We start from the raw sequence: 22599 nt of genomic DNA on the forward strand, positions 1-22599 counted from the left end.
TTTGTGTGTGTGGTTACCTCACTAATACCCTAAATCTAAGGGGGTGGCAAGTTTTTTAATGTTTAATGGCATGAAATCAACCAAAAATCAAGGTTTACTAAGAAACTTTTGACAATACGTTTTTGGTGAGGGGAGGATGAAAATGAAATTAATAAAAAGGAGTTATTATTGTTTAGGAATACTCCTACTCCTATTTATCATTTGTTTGTCTAGTTTTCGCTTTATTTGGTCGGGTATATTTGATAATCATTTACAAGCGGATATTGAAAGTGGTGAACTTAACTTACAGTCTTGGCAATTTAGTGACCGAGAAACACTTGTACTTGATGGTGAGTGGGATTTTTACCCCTCAATGTTTCTAATCGATGGTGAGGAGAAATCGGATGTTTCTCCTGAAACAATTATCTTACCTAATGGTTGGAATCGCTTGTTAAATTCCTCGACAGGTTATGGGACATATCGTTTAAAAATAAGGGTTAGTCCGGATCCAGACAAAGAGTATAGTTTGTATGTACCCAGCATTCGTAGTTCTTCTGAGATTTATGTAAATGGACGGCGTTTATCAACATCAGGAGAAGTGGCTACAACCCAAGAACAGTATGTTGCTAAGAATTTACCTCAAAGCGTTTTCTTTACATCAGATGAAGACGGTTTAATTGACATTGTTATTCATGTTGCAAACTATAAAAATTTAAGAAATTGGGATAGTGGCATTATCCGTGCGATTAGATTTGGTACAAGACAGGCGGTTACAAATGAAGTACAGTTCTCTATTTATATTCAAATTACGATGATCGTCCTTCTTTTACTCCACTCTATTTACACATTAATCCTATACTTTATCAGGGATCGCAATAAACAATTACTTTATTTTTCTTTGCTAACCTTTCTGTTCACGATCATTTTTCTGTTGACAAGCAAAGATAAATTATTGCATCAATTAATATACATAGATAGCGACTGGACGATGCGCTTGTTATTTACTCTGTGTTTAATCACTGGTTATGTATTTCTGCAATGTACAGATCATCGTAAGCCGCGGATTTGGAATAAGCTCTTTCCCTATTATCGATGGAGTGTCTTTGTTTTAGCCTTTTTGCCGCTAATTATATCTACAGCACAGGTTATTTTCATCCTTCCTGCGTATCTTTTGATTGGTTCTATTCCCTTTATCATTGCGTTATTAGCAGTTGCTAGAACTTATCATCAATCGGCAGAGCAAAATTTATTTTTGGTACTTAGTTTTGTTGCTTCCATTCATCATGTTATTTGGGCGAACCTATGGAGAGCAAGAGGGATGTATCTGCCTTATTATCCATTCGATCTTTTGATTGCTCTAATCTGCTTTGTAACTGTTTGGTTTAAACAGTATGCTGACATGCATAAAGAGACAAAAATGCTAGCTATTAACCTAGAGCGGATTAATCAAGAGAAGGATCAATTTTTGGCGAATACAGCACATGAATTTCGTAATCCTTTAAATAGTATATTATTATTATCTAAAGCTGTTCTAGAAAGAGAAAAAGCAACTCTATCAGTGCAAAGTATAAATGAAATACATACGATCTTGGATGTAGGCAGGAGAATGAACCTTCTTCTAACGGATTTATTAGAAGCTAAACAATTACAGCATGGTAAACTGAAGTTGGATAAACAAGTGATCGCATTGGAGCCCATTGTGATTGGGGTGATTGATTTATTACAATTCTCCTCAAATGTGAAAGAACTTCAAATCATCAATCAAATTTCAAAAGAATTCCCTGCTGTTTATGCAGATGAAAACCGTGTAACGCAAATTTTGTTTAACCTAGTCAAAAATGCGATTCAATACACAGATCAAGGGTTGATCGTGATTTCAGCTTCAGTGGAGAAGGAGATTGCTGAAATTCATGTTACAAATACTGGGCATCGGATCAGCCCGGAAATGAAAGAAAGATTATTTCTTCCTTATCAACAAGGAGATTTTTCAGAATTAGGAGGTGGATTTGGATTAGGCTTGAGTATCGCTAAACAATTAGTAGAGCTTCATGGTGGAACAATCCGTGTCACATCAGAGGAGCAAAATAAAACAACCTTTACCTTTACTTTAGCATTAGCTTCTGCACATCCAGATATTAAATTACCTAATGAGAAGCCATCGGTATCTTATGAGATTGGGAAACCAGAGCAAGTTGAGTCACCGTCATTAAACAATAATCAACTTCCAGCTATTTTAGTGGTAGATGATAACCTGACAAGTCTATCAACACTCCAGGCTATCCTGTCACCTGATAAATATAAGGTTGTATTCGTTTCGAATGCTGATCAGGCTTTGAAAAAACTAAAACAAGAAGAATGGGATATCGTTATCTCTGATGTTATGATGCCTAAAGTATCAGGTTATCAACTCACGAGAAAAATTCGCGAGAGATATTCTTTGACTGATCTTCCAATCTTGTTATTAACCAGTGGAAATTTAGATGTAGAAGCTTGCTTTACTGCTGGTGCAAATGATTATGTAACAAATCCAGTGGAACCGTCAGAATTAAAGGCTCGTTTGGATTCTTTGATCACGCTAAAGCGTGTCGCCCAGCAACAAATTCAGTTAGAAACTTCCTGGCTACAAGCACAAATACAACCACACTTCTTATTTAATACACTTAATTCAATAAAGGCACTAAGTGAATTTAATATAGAAGAAATGAGAAAAATGTTAGACCAATTGGGGATTTTCCTAAGGAGTAAATTTCAATTTCATCAAATGAAGACATTAATTCCACTTGAAGAAGAACTAAACACTGTGCGATCCTATTTATATATAGAACAAGTCCGTTTTCAAGATCTGCTAGAAGTGAAATGGGAACTAGAAGAACATGATGAGATCGTCGTTCCATTTTTATCGATTCAACCATTAGTAGAAAATGCGGTTTTGCATGGGATTAGACAAAGAGAAGGTAAAGGAACGGTCACGATTAGATTGGTTAAGGATTTAATACATTCAAAAGCGACGATTACGGTTGAAGATGACGGGGTTGGAATAGAAGAAACAAGGCTGGCTAACCTTTTAAAAGGGCCATTTGAAAGTCAATCAGGTGTGGGATTATTAAATGTTGAACAACGACTCATTCAATGCTATGGAAAGGGATTAACAATTATCAGTTTACCTGGTCAGGGGACGAGTGTTTCTTTTGAAATTGATCTATCTAAAAATGAATAGCTGAAATAATAACTTAAACTTTATTCTGTGGAGAAGTAGTTCATCCATAGAATAAAGTTTTTTCTGTTTATAAGCAGGAGGGTATCCCCCCTGTTTTAACTCATCAACTTTAATCTTCTTTTTATATTCACTGTAAAATAGTCATGGCTCCTTGTAACTCCATGCCAATTAGACCCGAAGACTCCGCAACATCTGCCATTTCGAGAAAATATTTAAATGACCTATCATACATAGTATACAACAAAAAAAGCAACCTAGATCTGACTTTACAGATCTAAGTTGCGTTTTTACTTTTTCGGTGGCCTCGTTATAAATAGAGGGCTATTTTTTTGAAGTTCATTCACCTTATCATGCTTAACAATTATAAAGTTGTACAGGAATTGTACAGATATCAATCATTCATTCTGCTGTTTTAATCAATTATAATCGGGTTGTAAAGCAATAATCATTATTATCTAATGATAATACTAAAATGGATATTTTCAGGATATCTATAAGTTAACGGTTAAGGGGAGGAATAACATATCATATATAATTCCATTCTAGATTAACTAACTGTGGGATCTCCATTTCAATCATACAAGGGAAATCACCAGATGATAAATGTGGGATCAAGAGTCGATAAAAACTTGATTGATTTATCTAACACTCAGTGGAGGATAAGGGAAGGCAGACTAAAAACCACCAGGTCCTGTAGGCCCAACCTCCACTGATTGAAGTTTCATTTTATTATTAATAATAGGGAGGGTGTTAGTTGTGAAGAAGTTGCTCAATATTTTATTTGTGCTTTTGTTAACTTTTCAACCTGTGGCGAGTAGCTCTACTTTTATTGTTCAAGGAAGTGCCGAAGGACTAGAAGACAGTCAAACAAATAGCCATGTATTAGTTGAAGAGGCAGGTCAAGATTTAGAGGATCTTGAAGAATCAGATGAATCTAGCATTTATAATGCCGATGAATTTGATGAAACAGATGATCAAGTCGAAGAAGTTACTCAAGTAGAAACTAATGAGCCTGGTGAAGAAGAAACTGATAGTGGGGTAAATACGAAGAGTAAAACGGAAGAAGTCGAGACATTTGACATTAGTGTTCACAAAGAATTAGGTAATATCTTTAGTTTTGAATATCTTGAAATCAATAATGAAAGAATCAACAATGGTGACGTGATTGATTTAACAGACGGTACCTTGGCTGAACTTGGCTTTACTTGGCATACGGAGGAACTAGATGCACGGGCTGGTGATACGGCAGAAATTTCCCTTTCAGATGCTTTCATAAAGATTACAACGCAACCACAAGATATTTTTGTTGATGGGGTTGTGGTTGGAACTTATACGATTGAAAATGGTATTTTAAAATTTATTTTTAATGAAGAAATTGAAAATGATCATGTCCAAAATGGATTTGTAAACCTTAATTTAGAGTTTAATCTTGAAAAATTCAGAGAAAATATTGAACAAAAAATCCCATTCAATGATGATCTTGAAAGCAATATCACGGTTGTCGCAAGACCGAAATTAGAACATAGTGGGATTAAAAAGGAAGGGCATCCTGATAAACAACACGATGCAAAAGAAATTACCTGGACGATAGACGTAATCAATACTAATGATGAGGAAATAAGTGGTGCAACATTAGCAGATATTATTCCTGAGGGATTAGGAGAGGCAAGAGATTTTGTTATTCATGAATTAAGCGTCGGTTATGATGGGGATACAAGAATAGGTGCGGATGTCACATCATCTCTAAATCCAACTGAATTTCCGCTTGATTTAGGGACAATTGCTCCGTTTAAAGGCTATCAGATCCAGTATACAACGCCAATTGAAGATAACACAAAGACGTCATTTACTAATGATGCAAGCTTTGAATATGGTGAAACAAGTATAACAGCAGAAGCGACAGTCGATGGTCTAACAAGGAGTAATATAATCGAAAAAAATGGTTGGCAATCTGGCGTTAATGAAATTGAGTGGAGATTGTCGATCAATAAAAATGGTCAATATATTGAAAATGCAATTATTGATGATGAATTGCCAACGGGATTAACTGTTGTAGATGGTTCGATAGAAATTTATAAAATTGAAAATGGTCAACCTGTTTTAGATGAAACAATTGATGCCACTCAATTCCCGATTACACTTGGGAAATTAGAAACAATGGATGAATATGAGATTAGATATAAAACAGATGTTGATTGGTCAAAAGTAAATGATGGCGACTATCTTAAAGAGAATGCTTTTCTAAATGAGGCAACCTTATATGATGGTGATAAGAAATTTAATGAAGATGATGCAAACGTTAATATTGTAAGAAAACCTATTCTTCGCAAAGAAGGGAAGTCAACCGTAGACTATGACAACAAAGAGCTTATCTGGACAATTCATGTCAATGAAGCAGGACACGAGATTGGGAATGTTGTGTTAACGGATTTAATCCCTAAAGGTTTAAAAATAAGTGAAGACGATATTGTTATTCTAGATCAAGAGGGTAATCCTTTCAGTCCTGTAGATATTAAACTGGAACCTAATGCCAATGGTGGTACGGAATTGATCATTGACTTAGGAGACATAGGTACAAAACAATTGAAAGTGGAGTATACAACTGAAATTACTGATTTTACGATCAATGACTTTAAAAACGAGGTTGGCATGATAGGTGAAGGCATTGATGAAGATGGGGAAAGTGACCAGGCTATCGTAAGACCAGAAGGTAACTCTTACAATAAGAGTTATAAAGGGATCGACTACAGTACCAATACAATTGACTGGCAACTAACGGTTAATCCGAAAAGAGAAGCGATTGCCTCGCTTAAGATAGAAGACACATTCCCTAATAAAGGATTAATTTTATTACCGGATTCAGTAGAGGTAAAGCAAGGGGATAAGACGTTTGTAGAAGGTAGTGATTATACGCTTGCACCAAGAACAGAAGATGGTGAAACAGGTTACCATAAAGGCTTTTCTATCACATTTCTAGAAAATGTCCTACCCCTTGATCACGGGCAAGTAGTTATTGATTATCAAACGTCTTATAATCCTCAAGCGTTAGTTGATGGCAATACTCCAGATTCTTATATATCTGATGATTGGCAAGTTAGAATATATAAAAATCGTGCTGACTTTGAAGGGGAAACAATAAATGATAATCCAATCGATGAAACACGGGATGCTAATACAACGATCAGAGAAGATGCCTGGAACAGTGGTAAAAAAGAAGGCCAATTTATTCACTTTGATGATGAAGGGAATCAAGAAGATGGCTGGGTAAGTGGTAGTGAAAGAAGAATCGCTTGGCAGCTATATACAAACTATCAAAAGCAAAACCTTGGAGAAAATGTGATCATAACGGATACCTTAGCTTATGAGGGAGATATTGATGAGCTTAGTCTTAAAGTATCGGTTTATGATGTGGATGCTAATGGGCAAACAACAATTACAGACACTGTACTAGATCCGATTAATTATTCAGTTGAGGTTAATGATCGTCAATTAACTTTAACTTTCGCGGAAGGCTTTGTAGTCGATGAAAGATATGTGATTGAATTTACCACATCTGTAGCAAATATCTCAGAACAAACCTATACTAACAATGCGATTGTTCAAGTAGGTGATGACGAATATCCTTACAGCTCTACGCTAAATTATAATAAGTACGATAACTATTTAGAAAAAGGGGCGATCGGTCTAGAGGGTAATCAAGTATTCACAGGTGATGAAGTAGATTGGGAAGTTACAGTTAATGAGAGTCTATCAATCGTTCAGAATGCAGTGATTACAGATACGATCAGTTCGGGGCATGTTTATTTAGAAGATAGTCTCAATATTTATAAGGTACAAGATCAAGATCATCCTTTAATAGAAGGAACGGATTATAGCTTTGAGACTGTAGAAGTTATTGATGACAATGGCGAGTCTACTGGTGAAACAAACTTAGTCATCCGTTTTGTAGATGATTTGGAAGATACATTAATTATACGGTATACAACGGTCGTTACTGAAACAGATGGTATGATTGGTAATAGAATTTCATTAGTAGGGGAAGGAATCGAGAATCAAGTTAAAGAGTCTGATAGATTATCTGCAAGACAATTCTCGAACGCAGGTGGACAATGGCGACCAAACAGAGGAGCCTTAAGCATAACTAAGGTAGATTCAGAAACAGAGGAAATTATTACAAATGAAGCGGTTTTTGAATTATTTTATGACTTAAATGGAGAAAGGGTTCAATATACACAGGTTGATGGAGAAGGTCATGTTATCCCATTCACAACAGAAGATGGGGTGCTTGAAATAGGAAACTTGCCACTCAGAACCTACTATCTTACAGAAGTCGTGTCACCAGAAGGCTATGTTTTATCTGAGGAAACGATTGAGGTTGAAGTAAATAAAGCATACAGTAACAATCGTGACAATCTAATAATCGTAGAGTTTCAGAATACGAAGGAAAAGATAGATATTACGGGTAGAAAAGTATGGGAAGGCGGACCAAAACCATCAATTGAGCTTCAACTATACAGAGATGGGGAGCAGTTTGGTCAACCAGTGACTTTAGATGGTACAGAAGAAACGCCATGGGAATATACTTGGACCGACTTAGACCGAACAGATATTGACGGAAATCAATATCAATATACGATTGATGAAGTAGAAGTTCCAGAGAATTATGAAAAAACGATCTCAGACGATGAATTGACTATCACAAATTCATTTGTAACCCCACTACTTGATGTCTCTGTTGAAAAGGTTTGGGAAGATGGGAATAATCAAGACGGCATTCGCCCAGAATCAATTGAAGTTGAATTATTTGCAAATGGTGATACAACAGAGATCGATAACTTAGTTTTAGATGCTAATAATAATTGGCAAGGTGAGTTTGTTAATCTACCAAAATTTAATGATGATGGGGAAGAGATCGTCTATACGATTAAAGAGGCCAATGTTCCAGAGGGATACAATAGTGTTATTGATGGAGACGTTGAAAATAGCTTCATTATAACTAACATCTACACGCCAGAAGTGATCCAAATTGCAGGAGAAAAAATCTGGGATGATGCTGATGACCAAGATGGTATTCGACCAGATTCAATTACAGTGAACTTATTGGCAAACGGTCAGGAAATTGACAAACAAGTAGTCACAGCAGACGAGGATTGGGCTTATGCCTTCGAAGATCTGCCAAAATTTGAAGCGGGCGAAGAGATTGATTATACAGTTGAAGAAGAAGCTGTCGAAGGGTATGAAGTGACATATGACGGTTACGATATAATCAATAGTTACACTCCTGAAGTTCTTGATATTGAAGGAAGTAAAACTTGGGATGATGCTGATAACCAAGATGGAAAACGTCCAGAGTCGATCATTATCCGTTTACTAGCAGATGGTGAGGAAGTTAATTTTGTAGAAGTGACAGATAAGACGGACTGGCAGTTTGAATTTACGAACTTACCTAAGTATGCTCATGGTGAAGAAATCAACTATACAATTCAAGAAGATATGGTAGAAGATTATTCAGCGGTCATTGATGGTTTTCATATTACAAATAGCTACACCCCAGGAAAGACGAATATTAATGTAGTTAAAACATGGGATGATCAAAATGACAAGGATGGAATACGACCAGACAGTATCACTGTCATACTGCTTGCAAATGGTGAGAAAACAGATCTAGAGTTAGTATTAACCGCAGCTAATAATTGGCAGGGTGATTTTACTGATTTAGATACACACCAAAGTGGTCATTTGATTGAATATACAATTGAAGAAGTATCGGTTGAAGGGTATCAAACGGAGATAACGGGAACAAGTGGTGATGGCTTTGTCATTACAAACACACACCAACCAATTGAGCCTGAAGATCCAGAAGAACCTGATAACCCAACTGAAGAACCAGAAGAACCTGATAATCCAACTGAAGATCCAGAAACACCAAGTGATGATACGGAAGATTCAACTAGTGGAAACGAAGCGCCATTAGACGGTGGCAATCTTCCTAAAACAGCAACAAATCTGTTTAATTTATTAGGAATAGGTTTTGGCTTAGTCATTTCTGGTACTGCGTTGATCCTAATCATCTACCGAAGAAAAAAACAAGAAATCTAAGCATAAATTAAAATAGGTAACTCTTATTTCATATATAGCGTTGGTGAGTAAAGTATCCAAACTCACTAACGCTATATTTTTTGAAGATTATAGGCCCACCATCTAGGAGGAAAAAAACAAGTGGTGATTTATATAGCTACAAAAAGAAATAGACACAGAGCTTGCTATTTAATGATAAGGGAGAAAAAGTAAAAATAAGTGACCAATGTAAAAAATACATACTAAAATATTTAATAAGTAACTAAATATGTATACTAAAATATAATTATTGCAATTTAAGTTATTTATTTAACTGATAAAATAAAACTTATAAACTTCTATCAAAATGTAAGCGTATTCATTCGGGGGTGGTGCTAAATCTATTGGAGTTTAATGATTGATTAAATCAAATTTTAAAGAAAGGGATGGATTTAATGAGGAGTAGGGTAAATGATATTTTGCAACATCGAGTTAATTTCTTAGTATTTTTAGTTGCTATTTTTTGCTTCACAATATTACTATTTCCCATACCGACAATGGCGGAGGAGTCAGTTCAATCACTGATGACTGAATATGAGCCAGAAATAACTGAAATAATTAGTGACAGCGGTTTTACACATCCCGGAGTTGGACTAACTAAAGAACATCTTGAAAATATCAGAGAACAGTTAAGAAACCAAGAGGAACCTTGGAATACTTATTTTAATCAGATGTTGTTATCACCTACGGCATCAAAGGATGTTAGGTCGAGTAATCAAAGTGGAGAAGATCCGACAAAACCTGCCTCAGATGCCTTTAACAGTCAAGGTTTTCAGTCGCGGTTTATTGACGATGCATTAAAAGCTTATACGCAATCAATTTTATATATTGTAACAGGTGATGAAATATATCGAGCAAATGCTATGCATATCATTCGAATTTGGTCACAAATGGATCCCGATAAATATGTCTATTATAATGATGCACATATTCATTCTGGTATCCCATTATTTCGAATGGTTTCAGCTGCAGAAATACTTAGATATTCAAGTACCCAAAATAAAGAACTTGAATGGACAGATAAAGACACAGAGGATTTTTCAAACAATCTAATTATGCCGGCTATTGATACCTTCCAATATAGCCCGCATTATTTTATGAATCAACACTTGTATCCTTTGATTGGGGCGATGTCGGGTTATATATTTACTGATAACCAAGACCGATACGAAGAAGGAGTGGAATGGTTTACAGTTAATAAGGGCGCAGTAGATCAAGGAAGAAATGGTGCAATAAAACAGTTATTTAGACTTGTTGACACAAACATTGTGACAGGAGAAAAATTAGATCAGCCCCGTGTACAAATTGCAGAAATGGGGAGGGATCAAGCTCATTCAGCTGGGGATGTCACTAACGTTGAATATTTAGCTCGGATGTTGCTTGCTCAAGATACAAAGGTTGATCCAGTTACAGGAGAGGCATCAACAGCTGCTGATGCTGTCAATCCATATAATTTTCTTGATCAAAGAATTTTAAAAGGTTCAGATTATTTTGCTAGATTTATGTTAGGTTATGATACACCTTGGACTCCACTTGCGGCCTATATGGACCCTGATGGGAATCCAAACGTTATATATCATCAATTATCGGAGGCCTATCGAGGTAGAATCGGTGGTAATGTGTATGGTCACTATTATTACTATAAATACGTTGAAGGTCTTGACATGGAAGAAGAGGCACCCTATTTTACTGAAATGTTTAAGAAGAGACACCCCTTTTGGTGGGAATCTCCTGACGGTGGCGCCGATTATTGGCTATATATACCTGAAGAAGCAAAAGAAGAGGGGGAGGAACTTTTACCTAAAGTATCCCCAAATTCAGATTTGATTGAAATCGAGCTAAGATATACAAGTCTTGATGAGCATTCCTGGACCGAACAAGAAGAAGATCGATCCTTTGTTAGAGTTAATGCTACAGAAAAAGGAAGTAAATTAGCACTAGTAGCCTCTGGGAATGGGGCAAGAACAATTGGTCTTCATGTTCGAACGGATGATACCGTCACAGCGACGATCAATTTAGGAAGGGAAGCAAGTTTTGTTTTGCCTGATACAGGAGGGCAATGGAAATATGTATTATATGAATTAAATGATTTTCAGTTTTTTGGTGATCTTGTTTATTTAACGATCCAGGGTAATGAAGGGGCCACTGTTGATATTGATCATATTAATATAGCAGCGGATAGTCAGTTGACACCATTAGAGTTTAAGAATGGCCAATCCCCACTGAAATTGTTTGGTTATGTTGGTGGAGATGCGCTAATAGAATATGACTTTTCTGTTCATGATGAAGCATCTAGAAATATATCATACCAGATGGATCATAAGCCAGACGGGGCAGAATTTAATGAAGATAGCGGGATGTTTTCTTGGAATCCTGATAGAACTGGAAGATTTTCTACCGTTGTTAGTGCATCAGATGAAACGACGCTTGTAGCCAGAGAAGTGGAGCTTATTGTAACGGATGACCGAGAATCAGCAATTAAGGCTGTCATTGAGCCTTATGATGAAGAGATAAAATATATCGATGATACCTTGAAAAGATATAAGCAGGCATATGATGAGACAGTCAGTGTGATTGAAAGCGCATCAGATACTGTTTTTTATCAGAAACTTGAAGACTTAAATCAAGCCGTCGAAGGTCTCCAAAAACTAACACCATTATTGCAAGATGGAAGTATAGACTATAGTCGTATGCTAGTTTCATCTACTTTTGGTGATCAATTAATTAATCTATTAGATGGTAAACCAGATTCATTTGCAGGCTATTATCTAGCAGATAACTTGAAATATTATATGGATTTTGGCCCAAGTTATAAGATTTCGGCTGATTCCTTTCAAATGCAAGTTAGAGCTGGTTTCCCTGACCGTATCGGGGGCGTGGCTGTATTTGGCTCAAATGATAAAGAGAACTGGACAAGGTTGACACCAGATACAACAGAAGTTTCATCGGAAATGCAGACTCTAGCAGTTGACGATGAATTAAAAAATGAACAATATCGGTTTTTAAAAATAGAAATGGTTAATCCACCAGGCGGAAATCCTATGCTTGAATTATCTGAGCTTAGAATATTTGGTGAGCGCCATGAAACGGTAAATAAACTTTCAGCAGTATCCATCAGTTCTGCGCAGAGCAAGCAGAATCGGATCGTTATAGGTGATACTGTCGAATTATCATTTAAATCAACAGAAAAAATTAATGATGTCAATGTCATGATTCAAGGAAAAGCTGCTAGTGTCAAATCAAACGATGGTTTGAATTGGAAGGCAGAAGCGGTGATGGGAGCTAATACCACTCCTGGTGATGTCCGTTTTAGTATTAATTACAAAACAAATGAAGGGATCGATGCCGAAGAGACCATATTTACTACAGATGATTCAGTCTTATATCTTGCTGATGAAAGTGATTTGATTAGATATATAATTGATTCGACTGACATAACTGATTCGAGTGGCAGGTCTCCGGAAGATGCTAGGATGACAGCGAGTCTGTTATTTGATGATGATCCTGGGACAATCACTGATTATCGAGTTAATGGAAGCGGAAGTGGCGGTTGGGTTGCTTTTGATTTTAAAGAAGGTGGTTATGCAAAATTAACAAGGGTAGAGTTACTGCCGAGACAGGATGGTTACTATCATCGAATAGGGGGTACCGTCATTCAAGGTTCCCATGATGGCGAGGAATGGACGACGATCTCAAATGAAGCTGGTTCTACACTAGGATGGCAGTCTCTAGAAATACACAGTGAGGAAGCCTATCGTTATATTCGTATTTATAACTGGCATAACTGGTTTGGAAACATGTCAGAAGTAAGATTTCATGGTGAATCACATATAGAGGATTTTGTGTCAATTCATGATGTTTCAATTCAATCAGATAACCCGGACAATCCATCTATTGCATTACCAGGGGATACTGTATCATTAATGTTTACGACAGATGATGAACTGAAAAATGCCCAAGTATTTTTTGGAGAGGAAGAAGTGGAGGTAACTTCAGAAGATAAAAGAAATTGGTTAGCAAAATATACTATAGATGTTGATAACTATACAGTTGGAGATGTAGAGTTCTCGATAACTGCTGATAATGGTCCAATGATCAATAAGACATTTGATGGTTCCTCCGTATTTGTGATTGATTCCATTGATGTTGCTTTAGAAAAAGCCGATAATTTGGACTATGAAGACTATTCAAGATTAGGCTATTATCAGTTTATGGAAAAAGTACAATTTGTGAGGGATAACATAGATCATCCAGATTATTCTGAAACGGAACTTGCACTCATGCTATATGAGGCGAAGTCATTACTCACTCAAAGGTCATATTCTATCTATTCATTTGAGGGGAATGCAGATAGTTCGGATGGCTTTTTCCATGGTGAAGTTGAAGGTGAACCAGAATACAAAGAAGGGAAGGTAGGAGAAGCTATTGATTTGAATGGACGCGATCATTTTATTACACTTCCTGAAAATCATTCTCTTTCAAATTATGATGAAATCACCGTGGCAACTTGGGTGAAATGGCGGGGAGGAAATCAATGGCAACGTATATTTGACTTTGGTAACAATCAAGATCAATATTTATTTTTAACTCCAAGTTCGGGCGATCACACCCTTCGTTTTGCGATAAAAAACGGTGGTAGTGAGCAATTTGTAGAGACAGCTTCTTTACCGATAGATGAATGGGTACACGTAGCCATTACGCTAGGAAATGATACAGCCATTCTTTATGTCGATGGTGAGGAGGTTGCGGTTGCTGAGGATGTGACGATCAAACCGAGCGACTTTAAACCTAAAATTAATTATATCGGTAATAGTATGTACCCTGATCCGTTGTTTAATGGGATGATTGATGAGTTCTCCATTTTCGGATACGCACTCAATTCTGATGAAATTGAGGATATTTACAATAATGAATGGCTAAATGTAGATACATCACTTCTTGATTTCTTAATGAACGCTGCAAACAAGAAGCTGAATGAAGGTGATTATTCAGAAGAGAGCAAAGAACAGCTTATTCAAGCGATCGAAGATGCAGAAAAAGTCTATCAAGGAGATTTAACACAGGAAGCGATTGATCATGCAGCAAATGTCTTATTAGAAGCCATCGAAAATCTAGAAGAGCTAGAGCCAGTAGAAGAAGTTGATCCAAGTGCATTAGAGGAGTTACTGGCGACTGCGAAAGCATATTTAGAAGATGAAACATCCTATACAGAAGCTTCGCTTGAGGTCTTAGAAAAAGCGATCAGCAATGCCGAGTCCCTTCTAGCAGATGAAGAAGTGACCCAAGCAGAGCTGGATGAAGCTCTTGAAGCTCTGACAGAAGCCATCGAAAATCTAGAAGAGCTAGAGCCAGTAGAAGAAGTTGATCCAAGTGCATTAGAGGAGTTACTGGCGACTGCGAAAGAGTATTTAGAAGATGGAACATCCTATACAGAAGCTTCGCTTGAGGTCTTAGAAAAAGCGATCAGTAATGCCGAGTCCATTCTAGCAGATGAAGAGGTGACCCAAGCAGAGCTGGACGAGGCCCTTGAAGCTCTGACAGAAGCTATTGATAATTTAGAAGAGCTAGAGCCAGTAGAAGAAGTCGATCCAAGTGCATTGGAAGAGCTCCTAGAGATTGCGAAAGCATATTTAGAAGATGGAACATCCTATACAGAAGCTTCACTTGAGGTCTTAGAAAAGGCGATCAGTAATGCCGAGTCTCTTCTAGCAGATGAAGAGGTGACGCAAGCAGAGCTGGATGAAGCTATTGAAGCTCTGGCAGAAGCCATCGAACATCTAGAAGAGCTAGAGCCAGTAGAAGAAGTTGATCCAAGTGCATTGGAAGAGCTCCTGGCGATTGCGAGAGAATATATAGAAGATGGAACATCCTATACAGAAGCTTCGCTTGAGGTCTTAGAAAAAGCGATCAGCAATGCTGAGTCTCTTCTAGCAGATGAAGAGGTGACGCAAGCAGAGCTGGACGAAGCTCTTGAAGCTCTGACAGAAGCCATCGAAAATTTAGAGGAGCTAGAGCCAGTAGAAGAAGTTGATCCAAGTGCATTGGAAGAACTCCTGGCGATTGCGAGAGAATATATAGAAGATGGAACATCCTATACAGAAGCTTCGCTTGAGGTCCTAGAAAAAGCGATCAGCAACGCTGAGTCCCTTCTAGCAGATGAAGAGGTGACCCAAGCAGAGCTGGATGAAGCTCTTGAAGCTCTGGCAGAAGCCATCGAAAGTTTAGAGCAGGTAAAACCAATAATTGATACCAAAGAATTAGAGCGATTACTTAAAAAAATCCGAAATATACTAGAAAATGTAAAGGTAGGAGATGAAGTAGGACAGTATCCACAATCAGCAGTTGATGACTTACAAAAGGTTTTCGACATGGCAGAGGAATTAATCAGTACAGAAGAAGCATCACAATTTGCAATTGATCAAATGATAAAACAAGTAGAAGAGGCACTAAATGTCTTTGAAAAATCTATTAATCAGACATCCAAGGAAGCTCCTCAACCAGAACTAACAGAAACTAAAAATGATCAGGTAAGGGAGCCGTCTGCTGAAGTAAATGTATTACCAAAGACAGCGACTAATATCTATCATGTGTTGCTAATTGGGCTTATGCTCATGATAAGCGGGATATGGATTATAGGAAAACAAAAAGAGAAATGTAATTAAGATTTTTAATGGATCGATTTCACCATATTGATCATTAAATAAAAAATAGGAACTTCAGTGAGAAAATATCGTATCAAAATCTTCGCTCTTAAAAGTCTTTGAAATGTTAGACTAAAACAGCTACGTTCTATGATGAATGTTTGTGTAGAGCGAAGATTACGGTATTTTCTCTAAAATTTTTAGTAGAGATGAATTGAATATATCTATTCCCCCAATCAAAGAAGGGAAAGCAATGGACGATAGGCCGAAAATAAGAGTTAATAGAAGCCTATTTTTTTATATCTAAAACTCAGTCTCAGAAGAGGAAGACAATCTACTTTACCCAAGGATTCTTTATTATTTGCTTTTTATACTTGATTAGACCATGAAAAATTGATTTTTGACTTAGTAGGATTATCCTTAATTGACATGCCAATAGTCAAAAAACGTGATATAATAACAAAATAATTATAATAAAGTCAAGGTGACGCATATGTTAAAAGTAAAAAATGTGACTATTGGTGAAGGGAGGCCGAAAGTATGTCTCCCGATAACAGGACGTGACATTACTGAAATTAAACAACAATTGCTTGAAATAAATGATAAAAATCCTGATTTAGTTGAATGGCGGGTAGATTATTTTCAAAGTGAAGATATTGATCAACCGTTACAGATGATTCATCAATATCTTGAAGAGATACCGCTGATTTTTACTTTTCGTACACAAAATGAAGGTGGGCAAAAGGAAATAACAGATCAGGACTATCTTGCTATTAACGAGAGAGCAATGATGTCGGGTTTAATTGATTTTGTGGATCTGGAATTAAAGCAACCCCCTATTATCCGTGATCCACTCATTGCAAAAGCTAAGCAGCAAGGTATACATACGATTATATCTAATCACGACTTTGAGAAGACACCCGCAAAGGAAGAGATGATCAATCGCTTAAAAGAGGCGGAATTAGTCGGTGCTTCACTGGCAAAAATTGCAGTAACACCAAAAGATGCTCAAGATGTATTAACTTTACTATATGTAACAAATAAAATGAGTAAGGTCATTCAAATCCCACTTATTACGATGTCAATGGGTGGGATCGGGTTAGTCACACGTTTAACTGGAGAAATTTTTGGTTCGGCTATTACTTTTGGAACTGAAGGGGTGGCTTCCGCTCCAGGCCAAATTGATAGCAGAACTCTATCGACAGTGCTAGATGTCATTCATGATAACTTCACAGAATAGTCACAAAAGGCGGGTCCATTTCAAGGGCTCGTCTTTTGTGATTTGTAATGAAAAAGAAGGTTTATTTTCAAAATTGAAATATAACTGTAATAATTCTATCATCATCTTGAAATTTATCAATGGTATACTAGGCTTGCTGGTTAAGGAACTAGTCTATATTTATAATACATAATAGCTTTTACAGATCGTAATAAATTATACATAGGAAAGTGAGTGTGGGGCTAGGTGAGTGGGAAGAAGGCCGTTGTTAGTTTAATGTTATCAATTGTAATCGTGTGCGTATTTCCTTTTAAATCAAATGTTGTGAATGCTGAAACAGAAGAAGCATTGAAGGGTGAACGCTCAGCATTACAATCAGAGCTCAATGAAAAACGTAAGAACTTAGAAAAAATCCAAACAGAATTAGTAGAACTTGAAGAAGAAATCGATATCGTTAATGAGGTTATTGAAGCAAATGAAGCAGAAATAACGAAAACAGAAGATGTTATTGAAGAAAGCGAAGCAGAAATTCGTGACTTAGAAGAAAAGATCGAACATCTTCAAGATAATATCGAGCGTCGTCACGAATTGTTAAAAGACCGCGCATCAGCATTACAAAAAAATGGTGGAACAATTAGTTATATCGATGTTTTATTTGGTGCCCAAGATTTTACTGATTTCATTGATCGCATTTCACTTGTTACACGAATCACACAATCAGATAAAGACTTATTAGAACAATTGTATATTGATCAAGAGACTGTTGAAGAGCAAAAAGAGTTGGTAGATGAGAAGTTAGAAGAATTAGAAGCTACAAAGGCTGAATTAGAACATATTCAAGAATTAACGCTTGATCAAAAAGAAGAATTAGAAGTCAATCAGAAAAAGTTAGAAAAGAAAAAGAAGAAAAGTGAAAAGTTAATTAAGGAACTAGAAATAGAAGATAATGAACTTGAACAAATGATCGAAGAAGCCCGACGCGCTGTTGAAGAACAAAATATTGTTCAATACAGTAGTGAAACATCTAATGAGACATCAAAACTTAATACAAACACACAAGGAACAAAAGTAGCTAGTGGTAACGTAAATACAATCATCAATGCTGGTAATCGTTATAAAGGTAACTCACGGTATAAGTTTGGCGGTGGACGTTCTCAATCAGATATCGCAAAAGGCTTATTTGATTGTTCTGGCTTTGTTTCATGGGCCTTCAGTCAGGGCGGAGTGAGCGTTCCGGCAAGTACTGGTGGTTTATCAGGAACAGGAACTAAAGTAAGTACAAGCGAGATGCAACCTGGTGATATCGTATTCTTTGATACATACAAGACAAATGGACACGTAGGAATTTATCTTGGAAATGGGAAGTTTCTTGGTTCACAATCATCGACAGGTGTCGCAGTTGCAGATATGACTAGTGGTTACTGGGGTAATAAATTTAATGGTCATGTTCGTCGAATTGTAAAATAATCATTTAATTAAACAAAAGCTTTTACTCGATAGTCGGGTAAAAGCTTTTTTAATAAACAAACTTATCAATGCTATAATTTTTGGCTCGAATGACCTTTATAAATGGAAAAGTACGCCGATTAAATTGTGCGAACAAAAAAATTCACACCCTCCCAATTTAAAACTAAATGATGATAAATCAGCTATCCTTCATCATCTGAAAAGAAGTCAGTTAATAAATTCAATAATTGAAGCCACTTTTTTTGTATTAATTTAGTAATTTGCATCATTAACACGATCCTCTCTGTTGAAAGAAAATAAAGATTTAAGCAGATAGAGATAAAACAATATGGAAAGAAGGTTAATCTTTATTACCAAGTGATGCGTTGGAATACTGGATATGATTTTACCGCAATTATCTAACTGTAGCCTGCCTGCCAATAATTGAAGGAACCATGATCGGATATAAATGTGGACTAACAGTCAGTAAAAATCCGATTTGTTCACCTAATACTTAGTGGAGGGAAATCCCCCTGCTGAGTGAAGATTTACTTTAAGCTATAGTAATCCGTTTTTTTCATAATAAAAGAAAAGAGCAACTGCCCTCGTGGATTTAGAATGTGAATTGGCTTATCTATATTAGTAATTTCATATCCAAGTGTGTTTATTATTTTTTTATACACAAGACAAGCGCTGATGTGGAAAGATTGATTATTAAAGGGATGACTGGGATTAAGCTAATTGTAGTGATGGAATGATTTTTGAGGCAATTTGTATATAAAAGGATTTATTGTTTACAGATGTCTTTATGGAACTTATCAGTGGTTTTTGGGTCATAATTATATGAGGATGGCTATAATACAATATGTGAATAACAGATAAAAGGTGAACCACTCAATTCGTGATTCATCTTTCATCGCAGTGTAACTGTCAGTAAGACTCCCACCTCAAGTATTCAGAGGAAAGTGAGATTGTAAGTGGGAGATCAACTGACAGTAACGGCCCGATTGGTTCAAGGCCTTTAGGTCATCACCTTGTGGTGCTAACAAATGTTTTTGGTGGGACGTGTAACCGTAAATTACTCCAGTGAAACGAGTAACCGCAAATTTTTCCGGTGGGACGAGTAACCGCAGTCCCAGTCAGTGGGGGATAGGGGAAGGCAGACCAAAGCTACCACGTCCTGTAGTAAGGACTGCGTAACTTAGGTTCTCTTGGCCAATCCCCACTGATTGAAGTTTCATTTTACTGCAGATTAACTTATCCGTAAGCGCTCACTTCAAAAGTTGGCGGAAGATATAGAATGATATGAAAGGACGAAGTTTTACTTTACATCATTGAATTTTTGAATTTGAAAAGAATAAGGCGATGGTTCCAGGTCCGGAATGGGCACCAATTGTCGAGCCAACCATTCTAATTTGGATATCCTTTACTTGAAAACGTTCCTTGATCAGTTCTGCTAACTGATTTGCTCTATCTATAGAATCACCGTGACTAATTCCAATTGTTTGATTTTTAAAATCCGTTCCGCGTTCTTCCATAATATCAAGCATACGTTGGAAGACTTTTTTTGAACCTCTAACCTTTTCAATTGGAACAAGTCTCCCCTTATCAACATGCAGAATTGGTTTTATTTTTAACAAGGTCCCTATAAATGCGGCTGATTTACTAACCCGTCCACCTCGATACAAATATTCCAGATCTTCGACTGTAAAGATATGTTCCATGTGATCGGCGTAATATTGGGCAGTTGCTGTTATTTCCTCTAAAGAGCGATTTTCTTGCGCTAATTGAGCTGCTTTTAAGACAACGAGTCCACCACCAAATGATGCACATTTTGTATCAATTATTTTCAACTGCCAATCTGGATAAGATTCTTGTACCTCTTTAGCAGCAATTGTTGCTGATTGATAGGTTCCAGATAATTCAGAAGAAAAGGCAATATATAAAGCTGGTTGCCCTTTTTTAGCATAAGTGGTGAAGGCTTTTTTAAAATCCTCTAGGGCAACTTGCGAAGTTTTTGGAGCTTTACCGTTTCGCATTTCATCGTAGATTGTTTTTGCAGAAATTTCTTGGCCGTCTAAATAATTTTTTCCATCCAAAAGGACGTTTAAACTAACACGTTCAATATTATATTTTTCATAATCCTCAGAAGTTAAATCACTTGCAGAGTCAGCGATGATTTGAACGTTCATGAAAATCCCTCCAGTTATTGATTTATATTATTTAATGATTGTATAATGATTACTTCTAGTTTATAGTTAGCGTGGGTATTCGTCAAAGATTATTTCACTTTTTAAAGAGATTATTAAGAACTTTTACCGCAGTGTAACTGTCAGTAGGACTCCCACTTCAAGTGCTCGAAGAAAACAAAGAATTGTAAGTGGGAGGTCAACTGACAGTAACGGCCCGGTTGGTTCAAGGGCCTTTAGGTCATACCCTTGTGGTACTAATAATCAGTGGTGTAAGGAAGGCAGACCAAGGTCACCACGTCCTGTGGTAACGTCAGCATGACCTACGTCCTGTAGGCTCAGCTTCCACTGATTGAAGTTTCACTTTATGATAGAATGAGTTGTTTCTTATTGGTGAATAATTATTTTAGTGGATAATTAGTATAGGAGGTCGAACATCGATGTTTTTATTTGAAGCCAAACGAGTTATGATCGTTATTTTTGGTGCTTTAATTAATGCAATCGCATTAAACTTTTTCTTTATTAGTGCAGATGTTTATGCTAGTGGTTTTACAGGTATGGCACAGATACTAGCAAGCTTTTTCTCTGAGTATTTAAATATTAACTTTATTGGTACGGGGATATGGCTTCTTCTTTTAAATATTCCAGTTATTTTATTGGGCTGGTTTAAGGTGGGGCATCATTTTACTTTGTATAGCATATTATCTGTATTTGCTACTACCGTTTTTTTAGAGTTAATTCCAGTATTATCGATCTCTGATGATATTATGTTAAACGCTGTGTTTGGTGGTGTTATTGGGGGATTCGGAGTTGGAATCACATTGAAATGGGGGGCGTCTACAGGGGGCTCTGATATTCTGGCAATGGTTATATCCCGTGTTAAAGATAAGCCTATAGGAAGTTATTTAATGATTATTAATGGTGTAATTATTGTTTTAGCTGGCCTACTTAATGAACCAGAAAATGCCTTGTATACATTAGTTGCACTATATGTTACGACTCGAGTAATTGATACGATTCATACTCGACATGAGAAGGTAACAGCTATGATTGTAACTAAAAAAACGGAAGAATTGCAAGCCGCAATTTATAAAAAAGTCGCTCGTGGAATGACGATATTACCAGCAAGGGGTGGTTATTCAAAAGAAGAGAAGTCTATGCTTATTATTGTAATCACACGATATGAATTATATGATTTAGAACGGATAATTAATGAGGTAGATCCTAATGCATTTACGAATGTAGTTGAAACAGCTGGCATATTTGGCTTTTTTAGAAAAGATAATTAATTGAAGGGGCGATTTGCCAATCCACGTCTCGAATCACAATTATTGTGCCTAGAAGACAAAAAAGGAAGGGGAACATGTTCACCCTTCCTTTTGTCCTCAATATCCACAGCTATCCATAATTGCCTCGACTTTTGGAATTAATTCATTCCATTCGACATCAATCCCCTTATTTACAGTGATGAAGAATTGATAGCCAAATACATTATCGATTTCTTTAAGTTGCATAAGTTGGTTTAGTACCTCATATTCACTTGTTTGGCCTGGCATAACAGAGATACTTGCGTCTCCAGGGAAAATTTGTTTATCAGATATAAATTTCATAGCATTTGGATTTGGTGTCGCTTCAGAAATAATAGTCATGGATATCCTCCCTCTATAAATTACGTATTGTCAAAAGTTTCTTAGTAAACCTTGATTTTTGGTTGATTTCATGCCATTAAACATTAAAAAACTTGCCACCCCCTTAGATTTAGGGTATTAGTGAGGTAACCACACACACAAA

At 36.6% G+C, this 22599-nt stretch carries 8 protein-coding genes; 6 read left to right on the forward strand and 2 right to left on the reverse strand.

From position 1 onward, the window contains the following. The first annotated feature begins 142 nt into the window (after window positions 1-142). The 5 genes from KQI76_RS10065 to KQI76_RS10085 all read left to right on the forward strand — a co-directional run bounded on the left by KQI76_RS10065 (window position 143) and on the right by KQI76_RS10085 (window position 18640). Window positions 143-3196 (forward strand): hybrid sensor histidine kinase/response regulator, encoded by a 3054-nt coding sequence (locus tag KQI76_RS10065; RefSeq protein WP_216400185.1) that lies wholly within the window; start codon window positions 143-145, stop codon window positions 3194-3196. A gap of 756 nt (window positions 3197-3952) precedes the next feature. Then, a complete protein-coding gene (locus KQI76_RS10070) occupies window positions 3953-9295 on the forward strand; it encodes a Cna B-type domain-containing protein (RefSeq protein ID WP_216400186.1) in 5343 nt (1780 codons plus the stop codon). 413 nt (window positions 9296-9708) lie between these two features. Further along, on the forward strand, window positions 9709-15975 hold the full coding sequence (locus KQI76_RS10075; protein WP_216400187.1) for a LamG-like jellyroll fold domain-containing protein: 6267 nt from the start codon (window positions 9709-9711) through the stop codon (window positions 15973-15975). Window positions 15976-16447: 472 nt separating this feature from the next. Continuing rightward, window positions 16448-17194 carry a type I 3-dehydroquinate dehydratase gene (gene aroD / locus KQI76_RS10080; protein ID WP_216400188.1) on the forward strand — a complete coding sequence of 249 codons (747 nt, stop codon included), beginning with the start codon at window positions 16448-16450 and terminating at the stop codon, window positions 17192-17194. Window positions 17195-17419: 225 nt separating this feature from the next. After that, the gene (locus KQI76_RS10085; protein WP_216400189.1) at window positions 17420-18640 is read left to right on the forward strand and encodes a coiled-coil domain-containing protein; all 1221 of its coding nucleotides are present in this window, start codon (window positions 17420-17422) and stop codon (window positions 18638-18640) included. Window positions 18641-19950: 1310 nt separating this feature from the next. On the opposite strand, the gene KQI76_RS10090 is transcribed toward KQI76_RS10085, so the two are convergent. Beyond that, window positions 19951-20811, reverse strand: a complete 861-nt coding sequence (locus tag KQI76_RS10090; RefSeq protein ID WP_216400190.1) for a DegV family protein — start codon at window positions 20809-20811, stop codon at window positions 19951-19953. Window positions 20812-21248: 437 nt separating this feature from the next. On the opposite strand from KQI76_RS10090, the gene KQI76_RS10095 reads away from it, so the two are divergent. Continuing rightward, window positions 21249-22097 (forward strand): YitT family protein, encoded by an 849-nt coding sequence (locus KQI76_RS10095; RefSeq protein WP_216400191.1) that lies wholly within the window; start codon window positions 21249-21251, stop codon window positions 22095-22097. A 96-nt stretch (window positions 22098-22193) separates the two neighbouring features. On the opposite strand, the gene KQI76_RS10100 is transcribed toward KQI76_RS10095, so the two are convergent. Next, on the reverse strand, window positions 22194-22457 hold the full coding sequence (locus KQI76_RS10100; protein ID WP_216400192.1) for a NifU N-terminal domain-containing protein: 264 nt from the start codon (window positions 22455-22457) through the stop codon (window positions 22194-22196). Window positions 22458-22599 lie beyond the last annotated feature (142 nt).

This window comes from Amphibacillus sp. MSJ-3, assembly GCF_018919165.1.
Classification (GTDB): domain Bacteria; phylum Bacillota; class Bacilli; order Bacillales; family Amphibacillaceae; genus Amphibacillus.

What these genes read in the sequence shown, in the direction of transcription:
- KQI76_RS10065 (WP_216400185.1), top strand. Translation starts at nt 143, where the DNA reads ATGAAATTAATAAAAAGGAGTTATTATTGTTTAGGAATACTCCTACTC.
- KQI76_RS10075 (WP_216400187.1), top strand. Translation starts at nt 9,709, where the DNA reads ATGAGGAGTAGGGTAAATGATATTTTGCAACATCGAGTTAATTTCTTA.
- aroD (WP_216400188.1), top strand. Translation starts at nt 16,448, where the DNA reads ATGTTAAAAGTAAAAAATGTGACTATTGGTGAAGGGAGGCCGAAAGTA.
- KQI76_RS10090 (WP_216400190.1), bottom strand. Translation starts at nt 20,811, where the DNA reads ATGAACGTTCAAATCATCGCTGACTCTGCAAGTGATTTAACTTCTGAG.
- KQI76_RS10095 (WP_216400191.1), top strand. Translation starts at nt 21,249, where the DNA reads ATGTTTTTATTTGAAGCCAAACGAGTTATGATCGTTATTTTTGGTGCT.
- KQI76_RS10100 (WP_216400192.1), bottom strand. Translation starts at nt 22,457, where the DNA reads ATGACTATTATTTCTGAAGCGACACCAAATCCAAATGCTATGAAATTT.